This window comes from Streptomyces sp. SID5464, from assembly GCF_009862985.1.
Classification (GTDB): Bacteria; Actinomycetota; Actinomycetes; order Streptomycetales; family Streptomycetaceae; genus Streptomyces; species Streptomyces chartreusis_D.
Genome location: NZ_WWIQ01000050.1, coordinates 66,078 through 82,183, shown reverse-complemented (window position 1 = coordinate 82,183; position 16,106 = coordinate 66,078). Strand labels below are relative to the sequence as shown.

Annotated in this window: 16 protein-coding genes and 1 riboswitch; of the genes, 11 read left to right on the top strand and 5 right to left on the bottom strand. The window is 72.3% G+C overall.

The genetic code is table 11. The features are described from left to right. Nucleotides 1-5 precede the first annotated feature (5 nt). Nucleotides 6-749, bottom strand: coding sequence for a DUF5995 family protein (locus GTY47_RS24410; RefSeq protein WP_050810323.1), 744 nt, complete (start codon nucleotides 747-749; stop codon nucleotides 6-8). A 176-nt stretch (nucleotides 750-925) separates the two neighbouring features. On the opposite strand from GTY47_RS24410, the gene GTY47_RS24405 reads away from it, so the two are divergent. Beyond that, complete coding sequence (locus GTY47_RS24405) at nucleotides 926-2,059, top strand: glycoside hydrolase family 6 protein (protein ID WP_010046383.1); 1,134 nt, start codon at nucleotides 926-928, stop codon at nucleotides 2,057-2,059. Here the strand turns inward: GTY47_RS24405 and GTY47_RS24400 are convergent. After that, nucleotides 2,038-3,417: a solute carrier family 23 protein gene (locus GTY47_RS24400; RefSeq protein WP_010046379.1), complete on the bottom strand. Its 1,380-nt coding sequence runs from the start codon at nucleotides 3,415-3,417 to the stop codon at nucleotides 2,038-2,040. The two genes, GTY47_RS24405 and GTY47_RS24400, sit on opposite strands and share 22 nt — an antisense overlap. Before the next feature lie 119 nt (nucleotides 3,418-3,536). Further along, the gene (locus tag GTY47_RS24395) at nucleotides 3,537-4,742 is read right to left on the bottom strand and encodes an MFS transporter (protein ID WP_010046377.1); all 1,206 of its coding nucleotides are present in this window, start codon (nucleotides 4,740-4,742) and stop codon (nucleotides 3,537-3,539) included. Nucleotides 4,743-4,911: 169 nt separating this feature from the next. Between GTY47_RS24395 and GTY47_RS24390 the strand changes: the two genes are divergently transcribed. Beyond that, complete coding sequence (locus GTY47_RS24390) at nucleotides 4,912-6,285, top strand: ROK family transcriptional regulator (RefSeq protein WP_010046374.1); 1,374 nt, start codon at nucleotides 4,912-4,914, stop codon at nucleotides 6,283-6,285. A gap of 13 nt (nucleotides 6,286-6,298) precedes the next feature. Here the strand turns inward: GTY47_RS24390 and GTY47_RS24385 are convergent, their stop codons facing one another. Next, nucleotides 6,299-7,075, bottom strand: coding sequence for an NAD(P)H-binding protein (locus tag GTY47_RS24385; protein WP_010046372.1), 777 nt, complete (start codon nucleotides 7,073-7,075; stop codon nucleotides 6,299-6,301). A 185-nt stretch (nucleotides 7,076-7,260) separates the two neighbouring features. After that, entirely contained in the window at nucleotides 7,261-8,148 is an 888-nt protein-coding gene (locus tag GTY47_RS24380) for an RNA polymerase sigma-70 factor (RefSeq protein ID WP_010046371.1), read from the bottom strand. Between the two features lie 297 nt (nucleotides 8,149-8,445). Next, a riboswitch (FMN riboswitch) is annotated at nucleotides 8,446-8,576 on the top strand. A gap of 145 nt (nucleotides 8,577-8,721) precedes the next feature. Between GTY47_RS24380 and GTY47_RS24375 the strand changes: the two genes are divergently transcribed. The 9 genes from GTY47_RS24375 (at nucleotide 8,722) to GTY47_RS24335 (ending at nucleotide 16,076) form a co-directional block, all read left to right on the top strand. Beyond that, entirely contained in the window at nucleotides 8,722-9,330 is a 609-nt protein-coding gene (locus GTY47_RS24375) for a riboflavin synthase (protein ID WP_010046370.1), read from the top strand. Next, nucleotides 9,327-9,971 carry a nicotinamide mononucleotide transporter family protein gene (locus tag GTY47_RS24370; protein WP_010046369.1) on the top strand — a complete coding sequence of 215 codons (645 nt, stop codon included), beginning with the start codon at nucleotides 9,327-9,329 and terminating at the stop codon, nucleotides 9,969-9,971. The genes GTY47_RS24375 and GTY47_RS24370 overlap by 4 nt, the downstream gene beginning before the upstream one ends. Then, a complete protein-coding gene (locus tag GTY47_RS24365; protein ID WP_010046368.1) occupies nucleotides 9,968-11,257 on the top strand; it encodes a bifunctional 3,4-dihydroxy-2-butanone-4-phosphate synthase/GTP cyclohydrolase II in 1,290 nt (429 codons plus the stop codon). Before GTY47_RS24370 ends, GTY47_RS24365 begins: the two co-directional genes overlap by 4 nt. Before the next feature lie 20 nt (nucleotides 11,258-11,277). Further along, complete coding sequence (gene ribH / locus GTY47_RS24360; RefSeq protein ID WP_010046367.1) at nucleotides 11,278-11,763, top strand: 6,7-dimethyl-8-ribityllumazine synthase; 486 nt, start codon at nucleotides 11,278-11,280, stop codon at nucleotides 11,761-11,763. 34 nt (nucleotides 11,764-11,797) lie between these two features. Further along, nucleotides 11,798-12,070: a phosphoribosyl-ATP diphosphatase gene (locus GTY47_RS24355; protein ID WP_010046365.1), complete on the top strand. Its 273-nt coding sequence runs from the start codon at nucleotides 11,798-11,800 to the stop codon at nucleotides 12,068-12,070. 46 nt (nucleotides 12,071-12,116) lie between these two features. Next, nucleotides 12,117-12,965 (top strand): ATP phosphoribosyltransferase, encoded by an 849-nt coding sequence (gene hisG, locus GTY47_RS24350; protein ID WP_010046362.1) that lies wholly within the window; start codon nucleotides 12,117-12,119, stop codon nucleotides 12,963-12,965. Between the two features lie 13 nt (nucleotides 12,966-12,978). Further along, nucleotides 12,979-13,434, top strand: coding sequence for a PH domain-containing protein (locus tag GTY47_RS24345; protein ID WP_010046360.1), 456 nt, complete (start codon nucleotides 12,979-12,981; stop codon nucleotides 13,432-13,434). Nucleotides 13,435-13,671: 237 nt separating this feature from the next. Next, nucleotides 13,672-15,003: a hemolysin family protein gene (locus tag GTY47_RS24340; protein ID WP_010046357.1), complete on the top strand. Its 1,332-nt coding sequence runs from the start codon at nucleotides 13,672-13,674 to the stop codon at nucleotides 15,001-15,003. Next, nucleotides 15,000-16,076, top strand: a complete 1,077-nt coding sequence (locus GTY47_RS24335) for a hemolysin family protein (RefSeq protein WP_010046354.1) — start codon at nucleotides 15,000-15,002, stop codon at nucleotides 16,074-16,076. The genes GTY47_RS24340 and GTY47_RS24335 overlap by 4 nt, the downstream gene beginning before the upstream one ends. Nucleotides 16,077-16,106 lie beyond the last annotated feature (30 nt).

Genomic DNA, 16,106 nt, shown 5'->3' with positions numbered 1-16,106 from the left:
GGGGCCTAGGAGGACCGGGCGGACCAGGAGGACTGAAGCGACTCGAGTCGCGGTTCGGGCAGGGGCGTGAGCAGCATGCGCCCCGCGAACCCCACCGCCGTGTCCAGGCGTTCGGTGAACTCCTCTGCGACGTCGGGGAGTCCGCGCAGCGCCCACAGCGCCCGGGCCGCCGTCCAGGTGGCGTCGCGGGCGCGCTCCAGGCTCCAGGAGCCGAGCAGATGGGTCAGCGGGTCGGCGATCTGGAGGAGGTCGGGGCCCGGCATCAGATCTTCGCGGATGCGCTCCTCCAGCGAGACGAGGAGATCGCCCACCGTGTCGAACTCGTCCTCCAGTTCGGCGGGTGCGCAGTCGAGCGTACGGCAGGTGTCCACGACGGCCAGCGCGAGATCGTGCCCGACGTGCGCATTGATGCCCGCCAGCGCGAACTGCAGCGGCCGTACCCCGGGGTGGCGCCTGAACTGGAACAGGGGCCGCCAACAGGCCGGCGGGCGCCGCTCGTCGGCCACCGCCTCGACGGCCTGCAGATACCGCTCCGCGAACCGTACGTCCAGCGTGATCGCGGCGTGCGGGTCCGCGAACCGCCCGGTGTCGACGTACCGGTCCACCCCTTCCGTCACGGCGAGGTAGACGCGGTTGAAGACTGCCACCCCGTCCCGGGGGTGCAGGGTCGCGTCGAGGGCGCGCATACGGGAGATGACTCCGTCGACCGGAGTGTCCACGGCTGGGGGGACTTGTTCGCATCGCGGCATGCGGGCAGAGTCCCAGCTCTAGGCTGGCGGGAGCACCGGCAGGCCCGGCGCTTCCCCGAAACGGGGGAACGCCGCCCGGCCGCAGGGGGAGGGGGACCGGCACCGTGTCAGGCTCACGTGCCCAGCGCCTGGCCGCCCGCAGGGCCGAGCGCAGGCGCGCCGTCCGGCGTGGCGCGATGGTCGTGGCGGCCTCCGTCGTGGTCGCGGCGGGCTCGGTCGCCGGGGTGCTGTCCGCGTTCGACGGCCCGCGCGGCTCGAACCGGGCCGGGCGCCCCGAGGTGTCCGCGTCGCCCCGTATGGCGCCCCTGCCTGCCATGCCGACGGCGTCCGCGTCGGCCACCGAGTCCGCTTCCCCCACGCCCGTCACCTCCGCGTCCGGGACGCCGAGCCCCACGCCGTCGCCGCAGAGAACCCGGAAGAAGCAGGCGCGGACGACCCCCGTGGGCGCCCGGCTCTACCGCCACCCCGACTCCCAGGTGCTCGACTGGGTCCGGGCCAACGCCGGGGATCCCCGCCACGCGGTCATCGCCTCCCGCATCGCCGACCAGCCGGCCGCCGTCTGGTTCGCCGACTACTCCCCGGACACGCTCACCGCCCGGGTCGCGGCGGTGACGTCGGGCGCCGCCGCACTGGGCCGGGTGCCCGTCCTCGTGCCGTACGCGATTCCCGGCCGGGACTGCGGCGGATACTCCCAGGGCGGGGCACCCGACCTGGACGCCTACGACGCGTGGATCGACCGGTTCGCCGACGGGCTGGGCTCCGGGGAGGTCATCGTCGTCCTGGAGCCGGACTCCGTCGCCCAGACCGAGTGCCTGTCCGCCGGTGAGCGCGCGGACCGCTTCGCCTCGCTGGCCCGGGCCGGACGGGTCCTGAAGGCCGCCAACCCCCGGGCACGCGTGTACTTCGACGCGGGGCACTCGGGGTGGAACGCGCCCGGCAAACAGGCGGCGTGGCTGCGGCAGGCCGGGGCCGCCTCGCCCGAGTCCTCCGACGGGATCTTCAGCAACGTCTCCAACTTCCACACCACGGCCGACGAGGTGGCCTACGACCGGCGGGTCCTCGACGCGCTCGGCGGCCCGGCGAGCCTGGGCGCAGTAATCGACACCAGCCGCAACGGCAACGGCGCCCCGCCCGACGGCCAGTGGTGCGACCCGGCGGGCCGCAAGCTCGGCCGGACACCGACCCTCAGCACCGGCGAGGACCGGATCGACGCCTATCTGTGGGTCAAGCTGCCGGGGGAGTCGGACGGCTGCAAGGGCGAGCCGGGGACGTTCACGGCGTCGTACGCCTACGACTTGGCCTCATCGTAGGAGCTGGTGCCCTCGTCCAGCAGCGGCCGCTGCGTCTTCAGGTGGGGTGGGGCGAAGGCCCGCAGCGCGTGGTAGCCGGTGATGACGACGAGCGTGCCGAGCGCGATGCCGCTCAGCGAGAAGGTGTCCGTGATCTTCATCGAGACGTTGCCGACGCCGATGATGATGCCCGCTGCGGCCGGGACCAGGTTCAGCGGATTGCGCAGGTCCACCTCGGCGTTGATCCAGATCTGGGCGCCGAGCAGGCCGATCATGCCGTACAGGATGACGGTGATGCCGCCGAGCACCCCGCCCGGGATCGCCGCCACGACCGCGCCGAACTTCGGGCAGACGCCGAAGAGCAGGGCGAAGCCGGCGGCGGCCCAGTAGGCGGCCGTCGAGTAGACGCGGGTCGCGGCCATCACGCCGATGTTCTCGGAGTACGTGGTGTTGGGCGGGCCGCCGACCGCGGTCGACAGCATCGAGCCGACGCCGTCGGCCGCGATCGCCGTGCCGAGCTTGTCGTCCAGCGGGTCGCCGGTCATCTCGCCGACCGCCTTGACGTGCCCGGCGTTCTCCGCGACCAGCGCGATGACGACCGGCAGGGCGACCAGGATCGCCGACCACTCGAACGACGGGCCGTGCAGGGTCGGCAGCCCGATCCAGTCGGCCTGGCCCACACCGGAGAGGTCGAGCCGCCAGTGGTCGGTCAGCTTGCCGCTCGCGTCCACCGAGTGGATCTTGCCGAAGACCAGGTCGAAGACCCAGGAGATGCCGTACCCGAACACCAGCCCGAGGAAGATCGCGATCCGGGACCAGAAACCGCGCAGGCACACCACGGCGAGACCGGTGAACAGCATCACCAGCAGCGCCGTCCACTGGTCCTGCGGCCAGTACGTCGAGGCCGTCACCGGCGCCAGGTTGAAGCCGATCAGCATCACCACCGCGCCGGTCACGATCGGCGGCATCGCGGCGTGGATGATCCGCGCCCCGAACCGCCGCACGGCGAGCCCCACCAGGAACAGCGCGGCGCCGACGACGAGGACCGCGCCGGTGACGGTGGCGCTGCTGCCGCCCTGCGCGCGGATGACCGCCGCCACGCCGACGAAGGAGAGCGAGCAGCCCAGATAGCTGGGCACGCGGCCGCGGGTGGCGAGCAGGAACACGACGGTCGCGACGCCCGACATCATGATCGCGAGGTTGGGGTCCAGGCCCATCAGGACCGGGGCCACGAAGGACGCCCCGAACATGGCCACCACGTGCTGGGCACCGAGCCCGGCGGTACGGGGCCAGGAGAGCCGCTCGTCGGGGCGGACCACCGCGCCGGGCGCCGGGGTGCGTCCGTCGCCGTGCAGTTTCCAGCGGACGCCGAGATCCATGGTGCGGTTTCGCTTTCGTCGTGCGGGCGAGTGTCCGGACCATTGTCGGGGTGCGTCAGCGGTGGTGGTGACCGGGGCTGACCACGGCGGCCGGGCGCCGGCTCAGGCCGGGTGTCCCGTCAGGGCCGCGGGTCGGCGACCGCCGCGTCCGGCCGGCTGATCGTCGCCCGGTCGCCGGGGCGCAGCACGCGCGCGAACGCCACCAGTCCGCAGGACAGCAGCGTCACCAGAGCGAACGACACCATCAGGCTGGTCGCCTGCGCCAGCATGCCGATCGCGCTCGGCGCGATCAGGCCCGAGGTGTACGTGATGGTCGCGACGCCCGCGATGGCCAGGCTCGGGTTGGAGCCGCTGCGGCCCGCCGCCGCGAAGCACAGCGGTACGACGACGGCGATGCCCAGCCCCATCAGCGCGAACCCGCTCATCGCCACCGCCGGGTGCTCCGCGAGCACGATCAGCAGTCCGCCGAGGACGGCGAGCGCACCGCTCGCCCGCACGGTCCGCACGGCACCGAAGCGGTCCACGACCTTGTCACCTGCGATCCTGGCGATGGCCATGGTGAGCGTGAAGCCCGTCGTGCACGCCGCCGCGAGGCCGGCCGAGGTCTGAAGCTGCTCGCGCAGATAGACCGCCGACCAGTCCAGGCTCGCGCCCTCGGCGAACACCGCGCAGAACCCGATCGCGCCGATGAGCAGCGCCGACCGGGGCGGCAGCGCGAACCGCGGCGGCGGCTCCTCGTCCTCGGCGGGCTGCAGGTCGAGCACCCACTGGCAGGACAGCACGCCGACGACCGTGAGGACCGCGGCGGCCAGGACGTGGTGCAGCCGGGCGTCCGACCCGAGGTGCGCGGCGAGCGTACCGGCCGCCGAGCCGGCCAGGGCGCCCGCGCTCCACATGCCGTGCAGTCCGGACATGATCGACCGGCCGAGGCGGTTCTCGACCTCGACGCCCAGCGCGTTCATCGCCACGTCCGCCATGCCCGCCGTGGCGCCGTACGTGAACAGGGCCAGGCAGAGCGTGAGCAGGTTCGGGGCGAGGGACGGCAGGACCAGCGACAGCGTCCACAGGGCGATCAGTCCGCGCAGCGCGTTGCGGGCCCCGAAGCGGTGGGTGACGGTGCCGGCGAGCGGCATCGCGACGGACGCGCCGAGCGCGGGGAAGGCGAGCGCGATCCCCAACTGTCCGGCGCTGACACCCGCGTGGTCCTGGATCCACGGCACGCGGGTGGCGAACGATCCGGTCACGGCGCCGTGCACGGCGAAGACGGCGGCCACGGCGTACCGCGACCGCCGCACTTCGCGCTGTTCGTAGACCACGTTGCTCATTCTCCGGCCCCCGCCCTCTCCCGGTCTTCCCCGCCCGCGTCGCGTCGCCACGTCCGTGGCGCGGGTTGGCGCGCGTAAACTATCAGGAACCCTGCCTGATAGATAAGAGGACGACCGGTCGGCCGGAGCTCACGGCCGTGCGGCTCCACCGTTCTGGAAGGATCCCGGCATGCCCGCATCCCCGAGCACCGCCCGGGCCATCAACGACCGGCTCGCCCTGAATCTGCTCCAGCGGGAGGGCCCGCTGACGGCAGGGCGGTTGAAGCAACTGACCGGCCTGTCCCGGCCGACCGTCGCCGACCTAGTCGAACGCCTCACCGCCGCCGGGCTGATCGCGGTGGTCGGCGAGGCGGGGGAGCAGCGGCGCGGGCCCAACGCCAAGGTGTACGGCATCGTCGCCGACCGGGCGCACCTCGCCGCGCTGGACGTACGCACCGAGGGTGTCGCCGTGGCCGTCGCGGACCTGGTGGGACGGGTGCTGGCCGAGGAGTCGGTGCCCATCGGCGGTGACATGGGAACGGGACCCGCCGTGGAGCAGGCGGTGGCGCTGGTCGAGCGCGTGGTCAAGGAGGCCGGCGCCGACCGGCTGCACACCGTCGGGATCGGGGCGCCCGGCCTGATCGACCCGGCCAGCGGCGAACTCCGCGACTCCTCCGGGCTGCCGGAGTGGCACCGCCGGCTCGTCGCCGCCCTCCAGGAGCGACTGCCCGAGGCCAGGGTGAGCGTGGAGAACGAGACCAACCTCGCGGCGTTGGCGGAGCAGCGCGACGGGGTGGCCCGGGACCGGGACACCTTCGTCCTGCTGTGGCTCGGCCACGGGACGGGCGCGGCGGTGGTCCTCGACGGCGCGCTGCGACGCGGCGCCTCCGGCGGCACCGGCGAGATCGGCTTCCTCCCGGTCCCGGGCACGGCCGCGCTGCCGTCCTCGACGGACTGCGAAGGCGGTTTCCACTCCCTGGCAGCGGCGGACGCTGTCGTGGACCTCGCGGCACGGTGGGGGGTTCCGGCGGAGCCGGGGCAGGAGCCCTCGGTGGTGGGGGTGGTGCGAGCGGCGGCCGGCATGGTGCGGTCGGCGGTGCGCCAGGTGCGGGAGCCGGGGGCGGGGGCCGGGGCGTTCCGGTCCGTGAACGAGGGCGGGGAGTCCCGGTCCGTGAGCGATGGCGATGTGCCCCGCTCTCGGAGCGACCGCGAAGAGGAGCCTCGCCCGGCGGGCGGGAGTGAGGCGTCCTCGTCCCCCGGAGCCGTCCCCGCCGCCCGTTTTCTCGATGCCCTCGCCGACCGGCTCGCCGTCGGTGTCGCCTCCGTCGTCGCGATCCTGGACCCCGGTTGCGTCGTGCTCGGCGGTGAGGTCGGCCGAGCGGGCGGCGACGAACTCGCCGCCCGTGTCCAGGACCGCATCGCCCGGATGACCCCCCTGCCCACGGAGGTACGGACGACCACACTCGGCGGCGGCGCGGTCCTGCGCGGCGCCCTCCTCACGGCCCGCGACCGCGCCCAGGACGAACTCTTCACGCCGGGGGAGCGGCCGGTGCAGCGGTGGTAGGCCGGGCCGGGGCTCACGCCCTGGACCGCCCGCTGCCCGCCCGCGCCTGCTCGCCCCCGTACCGCCGCGCCAGATACTCCTCGAACGTGCCCGTACCGGTCGCATGCTGCGGCGTCAGGTGACCACCACTGCGGAAACCCCGGTACGCCGCGCCCCACAGCGGCACGTTCACGACCGCCCGGCGCCGCCCGGTCGCCTTCAGATACGCCCGGGCCAGGGACTCGAACGTCCGCACCTCCGGCCCGCCCATGTCCTCGACCCGCCCCGCCGGCGCTCCCGCCGCCAGTTCGACCAGCCGGTCGGCGACCTCGGCCACCTCGACCGGCTGGTCCCGGACACCGGCCGGCAGGAACAGCACCGGCAGCTTCGACAGCGCCTGGAGCAGCATGACGAGCAGGTCGTGGAACTGCGTCGCGCGCAGCACGGTCCAGCCGAGCCCCGACTCCTCGACCAGCCTCTCCACCGCGAGCTTGCTCTTGTAGTAGCGCAGCGGCACCCGGTCGACGCCCACGATGGAGATGTGGACGAGGTGCCGCACACCGGCTCCGCGCGCCGCCCTGATCAGGTTCGCCGCCGCCCCTTCGTCGCCCTTCGGCGATGACGCGCAGTGCACGATCGTGTCCACACCGGCGACGGCCGCGTCCAGCGCGTCACCGCCCTCCCGCAGATCGACCGCGTACGGCTGAGTGCGCCGGCTGAGCACCCGCACGTCGTGCCCGTCCGCGCGCAGCCGCTCGGCGACGAGCCGGCCGAGCGTTCCGGTGCCGCCGGTCACCAGGATCGTGGTCATGCTGTTCAGTCCCTTCGGACGCCCGGCGCTCCCGGACGGAGCGCCGCTCGTCATAGAGACCGGACAGCCCCTGCCGCATGTGACATACCCGCCCGGCGACCCCGCGACCGCGCCCGGCGACCCCAGGACCGCGTCCGGCGCTCCCGCGACCGCGCCCGGTGGTTCCGCCACCGTGCCCGGACGGCCTACGGCCGGGTGAGCTGACGCCGTGCGAACGCCAGCTTCTCCGGGTTGACCACGGCCCGCACCCCCACGACCAGCCCGTCGCGCACCTCGAACGCCGCCAGGCCGACGAGCGTGTCGCCCGCCCAGCTGGCAAGCCCGGTCGCGCCGTTGACCTCGGTGACGGTGAACTCCAGGCCCGCCGCGAACTTCGGGCCCCCGCCCGCCAGGAACTGGGCGACCCTGGGCCCGCCTTCGATCGGCCACCGGGCCGCGGTGACCTTGCCGCCCCCGTCGCTCCACCAGGTGGCGTCGGCCGCGAGCAGCTTCTCCAGCCCGGCAAGGTCGCCGTCACGGGCCGCCGTGATGAAGGACGTGACCAGCTCCTCCTGCTGCTCGGACGCGGGCTCGAACCGGGCCTGTGGTTCGCCCACCCGCTGCACGGCCCGCCGGTACAGCTGGCGGCAGTTGGCCTCGCTCAGATCCAGCACCCCGGCGATCTCCCGGTGCCCGTAGCCGAACGCCTCCCGCAGCACGTACACCGCCCGCTCGGTCGGCGTGAGCCGCTCCAGCAGCACCAGCATCGCCATCGACACGGCGTCCCGCTGCTCGGCCGACTCCAGCGGGCCGAGCGCGCCGTCCGCGGTCACCACCGGCTCGGGCAGCCAGGTGCCGACGTACCTCTCGCGGCGGGCCCGGGCGGAGGTCAGCCGGTTCAGGCAGAGGTTGGTGACGACCTTGGCGAGCCAGGCCGCGGGATGCTCGATTCCCGTCCGGTCCGCGCCGCTGAAGCGCAGATACGCGTCCTGCACCGCGTCCTCCGCCTCCTCGGCGGAGCCCAGCAGCCGGTAGGCGAGCGAGAACAGCCGGGGCCGTTGGGTCTCGAACTCGTCGGCGAGCGTGGTGGTCATACGCCTCACCCTGCCAGAACACCGCCCGTACGGCGTGGGAAGGCCCGACGGCGGGCAAGGGCCGTCGTCACCGCCGCCGGGCCGGTCTGCGCAAGATGCGCACGACCCTAGAAAGGACTAGACCACAGCGTCAATAGGTGTGTACCAAGCTGGCGCCCGCCAAGGGAGGACGTGCGCACGGGAGTTGAACCGCCTTGTCGCGCTGGGGAAGGGTGGCGACACGTTCTGTGAGGCACCCCACACCGCTCGCCCGTCTGGACCTCGATCAGGCGTGGCACACTAGCCATGTATCAGTAGCAGCGCACTCCGGGGTCGGTGAAAGTCCGAACCGGCGGTTACAGTCCGCGACCCGGTCGCCTCCAGCGGCCGGTTGACCAGGTGAAATTCCTGGACCGACGGTTAAAGTCCGGATGGGAGGCAGTGCGCGGCGAGCGGGCATATGTGCGCGCCGCCGAGAAGTCCGTCCTCCGGGCGGACTCCGTCCGGCGTCGTTCCCGGTGTCCTCGCTCGTATCGATCTGTCGTCATCGACAGCCCCGGAGTCCGTGCCCGAAGAGGCAGGAGGACCCGGGAAGTGTTCACCGGAATCGTCGAAGAGCTGGGCGAGGTCACCGCCGTCGAGACCCTCGACGACGCCTGTCGCTTCCGCCTGCGAGGCCCCGTCGTCACCCAGGGCGCGAAACACGGCGACTCCATCGCCGTCAACGGCGTCTGCCTCACGGTCGTCGACCACGAGGGCGACGAGTTCACCGCCGACGTGATGGCCGAGACCCTAAACCGCTCCAGCCTCGGCGCCCTCGAGGCCGGCTCTCGCGTCAACCTCGAACGCCCCATGGCCGTCGGCGAACGCCTCGGCGGGCACATCGTGCAGGGCCACGTGGACGGCACCGGCGAGATCCTGGAGCGCAAGCCGTCCGACAACTGGGAGATCGTGAAGATCTCCCTCCCCGCGGACCTCACCCGGTACGTCGTCGAGAAGGGCTCCATCACCGTCGACGGCATCAGCCTCACGGTCGTCGACGCGGGCCCCGACTACTTCACCGTCAGCCTCATCCCCACCACCCTCGACCTGACCACGCTCGGCCACAAGCAGCCCGGCGACCCGGTCAACCTCGAGGTGGACGTCATCGCCAAGTACGTCGAGCGGATGCTGGGCGACCGTGCGCAGGGGGCGGCCAAGTGAACTGGCTCAACTCCGAGGCCTTCACGCTCTTCGGCCAGCACATCAAGTGGTCCGACATGATCGGCAACGTGATCGGTCTGGTCGCCCTCGCCCTCGGCTGGCGGCGCTCCCTGTGGACCTGGCCCGCCCAGTTCGTCTCCGGCCTCATCCTCTTCACGGCCTTCGCCACCGCCCACCTCTCCGGCAGCGCAGGCAAGCAGATCGTCGTGATGCTCGTCGCCGCCTACGGCTTCTGGCAGTGGAACCGCGGCCGGCAGCAGGCCCAGGACGGCTCCATCGCCGTACGGTTCGCCACCTGGCGCGAGCGCGGGGTGCTGGCCGGCGCCGCCGCCCTCGGCACCCTCGCCGTCGGCGGCCTGTTCACGGCCTTCCCGACGCTGTCCTGGGACCCCTGGCCGGACGCGTACATCTTCGTCGGCACCATCGTCGCGATGTACGCCCAGGCCCGCGGCATGGTCGAGTTCTGGTTCGCCTGGCTGCTGGTCGACCTGGTCGGCGTCCCGCTGAACTTCGCCAACGGCTTCGCCTTCTCCGGCTTCGTCTACGTCATCTACGGCGCGCTCGTCCTGTGGGGCCTGCGCGACTGGTGGCTGCGCTCCCGCGCGGCAGCGCAGCCCGCCCTGGAAGGAGCGCCGGCATGAGCACGGCACCGATCCTGTACGGCACCGACGGCTTCGAGGACTTCGCGCTCGACCCGGTCGAGCAGGCCATCGCCGACATCGCCGCCGGCCGCCCGGTCGTGGTCGTCGACGACGAGGACCGGGAGAACGAGGGCGACCTCGTCATCGCCGCCGAGAAGGCGACCCCCGAGATCGTCGCCTTCATGATGAGCGAGTGCCGCGGCCTGATCTGCGCCCCCATGGAGGGCGACGAACTCGACCGGCTGCGCCTGCCGCAGATGGTCGAGGACAACACGGAGTCGATGAAGACCGCGTTCACGGTCTCCGTCGACGCCTCCGCCGCGCACGGCGTAAGCACCGGCATCTCGGCCTCCGACCGCGCCACCACGCTCCAGCTGCTCGCCGACGGCGCCGCCCAGCCCGACGACTTCGTCCGCCCCGGCCACATCTTCCCGCTGCGCGCCCGGCCCGGCGGAGTGCTGACGCGCAACGGCCACACCGAGGCCGCCGTCGACCTGGCCCGTCTCGCGGGCCTGCGCCCGGCCGGCGCGATCGTCGAGATCGCCGGCGAGGACGGCACGATGCTGCGCCTGCCCGAGCTGATCCCCTTCGCCCGCAAGCACGGCCTGACGATCATCTCCATCGAGGACCTGATCGCCTACCGACGCGGCAGCGAACCCACCGTCCGCCGCGAGGCCAGGACCCGACTGCCCACCGCGCACGGCACCTTCACCGCGTACGGCTACCGCTCCACCGTCGACGGCATCGAGCACGTCGCCCTGGTCCACGGCGAGATCGGCGACGGCCAGGACGTCCTCGTCCGCGTCCACTCCGAATGCCTCACCGGCGACGTCTTCGGCTCCGCCCGCTGCGACTGCGGCCCCCAGCTGGACGCCTCGCTGGCCCGTATCCAGGCCGAGGGCCGGGGAGTCGTGGTCTACCTGCGCGGACACGAGGGCCGTGGCATCGGCCTGATGTCCAAGCTGCGCGCCTACGAACTCCAGGAGCGCGGCCGCGACACCCTCGACGCCAACCTCGAACTCGGCCTGCCCGCCGACGCCCGCGACTACGCCGCCGGAGCCCAGATCCTCGCCGACCTCGGCGTGCGCGGCGTCCGCCTGCTGACCAACAACCCCGACAAGACCGACGCGCTCACCCGCCACGGCATCGTGGTGAAGGCGCGCGTGCCGATGCCCGTGAGCGCCGGCGAGCACAACCTCCGCTACCTGCGCACCAAGCGGGACCGGATGGGCCACGACCTGCCCTGGCTGGACACGACCACCGTGCCGGCCTGCGGCAACCAGTAAGAGAGCACAGAGGGAGAGACGTGAGCGGCAAGGGTGCACCGGAGCTGTCCGTACGCAATGTGGGTGACCTCAGGGTCGCCGTCATCGCGGCACAGTGGCACGAGAAGGTGATGGACGGTCTGGTCGACGGCGCCCTGCGCGCCCTGCACGACCTGGGCATCGACGAGCCGACCCTCCTCAGGGTCCCCGGCAGCTGGGAGCTCCCCGTCGTCGCCAAGGTCCTCGCGGGGCGCGGCTACGACGCGATCGTCGCCCTCGGCGTCGTCATCCGCGGCGGCACGCCCCACTTCGAGTACGTGTGCCAGGGCGTGACCCAGGGCCTCACCCAGGTCTCCGTCGACACCGGCGTCCCCGTCGGCTTCGGCGTGCTGACCTGCGACACGGAGGAGCAGGCCCTGGACCGCGCCGGCCTGGAGGGCTCCAACGAGGACAAGGGGCACGAGGCGGTGACGGCGGCGGTGGCGACCGCGGCCACCCTCCGCTCAGTATCCGAACCCTGGCGCTGACGAAAGCCACCTGTGGCATAGGCTGAGCGACACCATGTCCAAGAAGACGTTCGAGGAGCTCTTCACCGAGCTCCAGCACAAGGCCGCCCATGGCGACCCCGCCACTTCCCGCACCGCAGAACTGGTCGAGAAGGGCGTCCACGCCATCGGCAAGAAGGTCGTCGAAGAGGCCGCCGAGGTCTGGATGGCCGCCGAGCACGAGGGCAAGGAGGCGGCCGCCGAGGAGATCTCGCAGCTGCTGTACCACGTCCAGGTGATGATGGTCGCCCGCGGCATCTCCCTCGACGACGTCTACGCCCACCTGTAAGCCGCACCCGTTCCCGCACGACACCCACGCAAAGGAAGCCGACCTCATGCTGCGCATCGCCGTCCCCAACAAGGGTTCCCTGTCAGGCCCTGCGGCGGAGATGCTGCATGAGGCCGGCTACCAGCAGCGCCGGGAGTCCAAGGAACTGCGGATCGTCGACCCGACGAACGAGGTCGAGTTCTTCTACCTCCGCCCCCGCGACATCGCGATCTACGTCGCCTCCGGCCAGCTGGACATCGGCCTCACCGGCCGGGACCTGCTCATCGACTCGGGCGCCGACGCGGAGGAGATCCTCGCCCTCGGCTTCGCCCGCTCCACCTTCCGCTACGCCGGCAAGCCCGGCACCATCAGCGGCCTGGCCGACCTGGCGGGCAAGACGGTCGCCACCTCCTACGAGGGCATCGTCGCGGCCCACCTCTCCGAGCACGGCATCGACGCCTCCGTCGTCCACCTCGACGGCGCCGTCGAGACCGCCATCCAGCTCGGTGTCGCCCAGGTCATCGCGGACGTCGTCGAGACCGGTACCTCGCTGCGCAACGCGGGCCTGGAGGTCGTCGGCGAGCCGATCATGCAGTCCGAGGCCGTCGTCATCCGCCGCACCGGCGCGGACGGCGACGACCCCAAGGTGCAGCAGTTCCTGCGCCGCCTCCAGGGCGTCCTGGTCGCCCGGACGTACGTGATGATGGACTACGACTGCCGCGTCGAGCAGCTGGAGAAGGCCGTCGCCCTCACCCCCGGTCTGGAGTCGCCGACCGTGTCCCCGCTGCACAACGAGGGCTGGGTCGCGGTCCGCGCGATGGTCCCGGCCAAGGAGGCCCAGCGGATCATGGACGATCTGTACGACATCGGCGCCCGGGCCATCCTGACCACGGCCATCCACGCCTGCCGTCTCTGAGGGGCGCGCACAGATGTCCGATCTGCCCACCCTGCCCATCACCTTCCGGCCGGGCAGCACCCGCGCGGTGCTGCTCAGCGCCGCCGTCGCGATCCTCGTGGTGATCACGGCGGTCGCGATGCTGCTGAAGCAGCTCAGCCCCGCCGAGCGCCTCAGCTTCATCCTCACGGCGCTCCTGCTGGACGCGGTGCTGCTCCTGCTTGCACGGCCCAAGGTCGTCGCAGACGAGTCCGGCGTCACTGTGGTCAACCTCACGAACAAGCGCCGGCTGGAATGGGCCGAGATCCTTCAGGTTACTCTCCGGCCCGGCGACCCCTGGGTTTTCCTCAACCTCAGCGACGGCACCAGCCTGCCCGCGCTGGGCATCCAGCCGGGCATCGCCCGACAGCGCGCGATCGCCGACGCCCGTGCCCTGCGGGCGCTCGCCGAGGCCCGTTCCGTCGCCGACCCCGAGCGGCCTCAGGGCTGACTCGGGGATCCACAGGGCCGCCGCCACTGCCGCACCGGGCAGTGTCTTGATTAATCTGTTGGCGGAGGCGCGAACGGATGCGCCTCCGCCCCTGTCGCCCCGCCCGGTGCGCCAGGGGCACCTGCTAACCGAGGAGTGACCCCCTCCGGCGATGGACGGATCGTCCTGCAGTACCTGCGCCGCCCCCTGCCGACATAGCGCGGACCGTGTCCGCGACCGTGCGGAGGCGGCGGCATCATGACCATCCCCCTGCTGCTTCTGGCAGCCGCGTTCCTGCTGATCCTCGCCAACGGATTCTTCGTGGCGGCCGAGTTCGGACTCGTGACGGTCGAGCGGCCGGAAGCCGAGAAGGCCGCCGCCGAGGGCGACCGGCGCGCCCACCGCGTCGTCGAGTCGCTCAAGGAGCTGTCCTTCCAGCTCTCCGGCACTCAGCTGGGCATCACCATCACCTCCCTCGTCGTCGGCATGCTCGCCGAACCGGCGCTCGCCGAGCTGCTGCACGGCCCGTTCACCTCGATCGGCGTCCCCGAGGGAGCCGTCTCCGGTGTCACGGTGGTCGTCGGCATGCTGCTGGCCTCCGCCGTGCAGATGGTGATCGGCGAGCTCCTGCCCAAGAACTGGGCGGTGTCCAGGCCGCTCCAGGTCGCGCGCTTCGTCGCGGGACCGCAGCATGTCTTCGCACGGCTGTTCCGGCCGGTCATCGCCGGTCTCAACGCCGTCGCGAACCGGCTCGTGCGCGCCCTCGGCTTCGAGCCCGCCGAGGAGCTGGCCTCCGCCCGCACGCCCGGCGAGCTCGTCTCCCTCGCCCGCCACTCGGCCCGGGCCGGCGCCCTGGAACAGGACACGGCCGATCTCTTCGTGAGGACCCTGTCGCTGGGCGAGCTGACCGCGCAGCACGTGATGACGCCGCGCGTGAAGGTCAGCGCCCTCCAGTCCTCGGCCACCGCCGAGGACGTGGTCAACCTGACGCGCGCCACCGGCCTGTCCCGCTTCCCCGTCTACCGGGAGAGGATCGACGAGGTCGTCGGCATGGTCCACCTCAAGGACGCCCTGGCCGTGCCCGTCCGGGACCGGCTGCGCACCCCCGTCGGCCGCATCGCCCGCCCGGCGCTGCTCGTCCCCGAGACCCTGCCCGTACGGCCGCTGCTCGCCCGTCTGCGCAGCGAGCAGCCGATCGCGGTCGTCGTCGACGAGTACGGCGGCACCGCCGGTGTCGTCACGCTGGAGGACATCGTCGAGGAGATCGTCGGCGAGGTCCGCGACGAGCACGACGGACACGACCTGCCCGAGCTGGCCTCCGCGCCGCCGGAGGACGGCAGGCCGGCCTGGGACGTCGACGGCAGCTGCCGGGTCGACGTCCTCCAGCGCATAGGCCTCGACGTACCCGAAGGCCCCTACGAGACCGTCGCGGGTCTGATCGCCGACCTGCTGGGCCGTATCCCGGCCGTCGGCGACAAGGCGGACCTGCCCGGCTGGCGGCTGTCGGTGCGGCAGGTCGGCCACTACCGCGCCGAGCGGGTCCGCCTGGTCAGAACGGCCCCCGTCGCCGCGTTGGAGGCCGCCCGATGAGCGTGCTCCAACTGACTTTCGCCGCACTCCTGGTGCTCGCCAACGGCTTCTTCGTCGGCGCCGAGTTCGCGCTCGTCTCCGTACGCCGCAGCCAGATCGAACCCCTCGGCACCGCCCGCTCCCGGCAGGTCCTCTACGGCCTGGAGCGGCTGCCGCAGATGATGGCGGCGGCCCAGTTCGGCATCACGATCTGCTCCCTCACCCTCGGGGCGGTCGCCGAACCGACCGTCGCGCACCTCCTGGAGCCGGTCTTCGAGTGGATCCACCTGCCGCACGGCATGATCCACCCGCTCACCTACGTCATCGCCCTCGCCGCAGTGGTCTTCTTCCACCTCGTCATCGGCGAGATGGTCCCGAAGAACCTGGCGATGGCGGCCCCCGAGAAGGCCGCGCTGTGGCTCAGCCCCGGCCTGGTCTGGTTCGCCCGCTTCTGCAAGCCGATCACCGCCGCCCTCGGGGCCTGCTCCCAGGGCATCCTGCGGCTCTTCCACGTCGAGCCCAAGGACGAGGTCGAGGCCGTCTTCACCAGCGAGCAGCTCAACCGGCTGGTGGAGGACGCCGGCCAGGCGGGCCTGCTCGACCCCGAGGAGGCCGAAAGCCTGGAGGACGCCCTGGAGCTGGGCTCCCGTCCGGTGACGGACGTCCTGCTGAAGCACGAGTCACTGGTGACGGTCAGCCCGTCGGTCACGCCCGGCCGCATCGTCGAGCTCACGGCCCGTACCGGGTACTCCCGGTTCCCGGTCGTCGCGGAGAACGGTGCGTTCATGGGCTACCTGCACGTCAAGGACGTCCTCGACCTGGAGCACTCGGACCGGGCCGTGCCGCAGCAGTTGTGGCGGCCCATGACGACGCTGCGGTCCGAGTTGCCGTTGGACGACGCGCTGACGGTGATGCGGCGGGCGGCGACGCACCTGGCCCAGGTGGCCGACGGGTCCGGGAAGGTGCTCGGGCTGGTCGCGCTGGAGGATGTGCTGGAGCTGCTGGTGGGGGAGGTGCGGGATCCCGCGCACCGTGAGGTGCGCGAGGTCAGGCTGACCGAGCCCAGGTCGGGCGAGGAGGTACTGGCGACGTGAGCCTGGCTGCGGGCAGTCGTGCCGCTGGGG

What these genes read in the sequence shown, in the direction of transcription:
- GTY47_RS24410 (WP_050810323.1), bottom strand. Translation starts at nt 749, where the DNA reads ATGCCGCGATGCGAACAAGTCCCCCCAGCCGTGGACACTCCGGTCGAC.
- GTY47_RS24405 (WP_010046383.1), top strand. Translation starts at nt 926, where the DNA reads ATGGTCGTGGCGGCCTCCGTCGTGGTCGCGGCGGGCTCGGTCGCCGGG.
- GTY47_RS24400 (WP_010046379.1), bottom strand. Translation starts at nt 3,417, where the DNA reads ATGGATCTCGGCGTCCGCTGGAAACTGCACGGCGACGGACGCACCCCG.
- GTY47_RS24395 (WP_010046377.1), bottom strand. Translation starts at nt 4,742, where the DNA reads ATGAGCAACGTGGTCTACGAACAGCGCGAAGTGCGGCGGTCGCGGTAC.
- GTY47_RS24390 (WP_010046374.1), top strand. Translation starts at nt 4,912, where the DNA reads ATGCCCGCATCCCCGAGCACCGCCCGGGCCATCAACGACCGGCTCGCC.
- GTY47_RS24385 (WP_010046372.1), bottom strand. Translation starts at nt 7,075, where the DNA reads ATGACCACGATCCTGGTGACCGGCGGCACCGGAACGCTCGGCCGGCTC.
- GTY47_RS24380 (WP_010046371.1), bottom strand. Translation starts at nt 8,148, where the DNA reads ATGACCACCACGCTCGCCGACGAGTTCGAGACCCAACGGCCCCGGCTG.
- GTY47_RS24365 (WP_010046368.1), top strand. Translation starts at nt 9,968, where the DNA reads ATGAGCACGGCACCGATCCTGTACGGCACCGACGGCTTCGAGGACTTC.
- GTY47_RS24355 (WP_010046365.1), top strand. Translation starts at nt 11,798, where the DNA reads ATGTCCAAGAAGACGTTCGAGGAGCTCTTCACCGAGCTCCAGCACAAG.
- hisG (WP_010046362.1), top strand. Translation starts at nt 12,117, where the DNA reads ATGCTGCGCATCGCCGTCCCCAACAAGGGTTCCCTGTCAGGCCCTGCG.
- GTY47_RS24345 (WP_010046360.1), top strand. Translation starts at nt 12,979, where the DNA reads ATGTCCGATCTGCCCACCCTGCCCATCACCTTCCGGCCGGGCAGCACC.
- GTY47_RS24340 (WP_010046357.1), top strand. Translation starts at nt 13,672, where the DNA reads ATGACCATCCCCCTGCTGCTTCTGGCAGCCGCGTTCCTGCTGATCCTC.
- GTY47_RS24335 (WP_010046354.1), top strand. Translation starts at nt 15,000, where the DNA reads ATGAGCGTGCTCCAACTGACTTTCGCCGCACTCCTGGTGCTCGCCAAC.